At 75.5% G+C, this 607-nt stretch carries 1 pseudogene; it reads right to left on the reverse strand.

What is annotated here, in order from left to right:
* Positions 1 to 607, reverse strand: a pseudogene (locus FRW57_RS23810) (multicopper oxidase domain-containing protein); the annotation flags it as partial.

Consider the following 607-nt stretch of genomic DNA (forward strand, 5'->3'; position numbering starts at 1 on the left):
CCCGGTGTGCGGGCTGCTGACCCGGCGGCCGCCGGCGGCGATCCGGGCTGCCTCGGCCTCGCGTTCGGCCTTGACCGGGCCGGGCTCCTGCGTGTCTCCCCGCCGAGCCGACCTCCTGGCCAGCCAGAGCAGCACGAGGAACGAGCCGAGGCCGGCGAGGACGAGCACCGACATGAGCACCCGGACGACGCTCGGCGTCGGGAGGCAGGCGATGAGCAGCGCGCCGTTGACGACGACCAGCCGGAACGTCCCGAACCGCTCGATCACCACGCCCGTTCGACGGACCACTGCCGGCCGGCCGCCGAGGACCACCGGGGCGAGGTAGGTCAGTGCGCCGATCACGACCTGCGCGGCGAACCCCGCCACCAGGGGAGCGGTCACGACGTCGATGCCCTCGCCGACCGCGCGCCAGGTGGGGCCCCGACCCACGAGGACGGCCAGGGTGACCAGGGACCCCGTCAACCAGAGGGCGGCGAGCAGCACCGAGAGGGTGGCAAACGTCCGCGGTGGCCGCTGCCGGGCCTCGGCGACCAGCGGCACGGCCGCCATGCCGAGGCCGCCGAGGTAGACGAGCACGCCCAGCAGGGCCAGCAGCCGCAGGTCCGCC

The sequence above is a fragment of the Segeticoccus rhizosphaerae genome (assembly GCF_009192725.1).
GTDB classification, from domain to species: Bacteria; Actinomycetota; Actinomycetes; order Actinomycetales; family Dermatophilaceae; genus Segeticoccus; species Segeticoccus rhizosphaerae.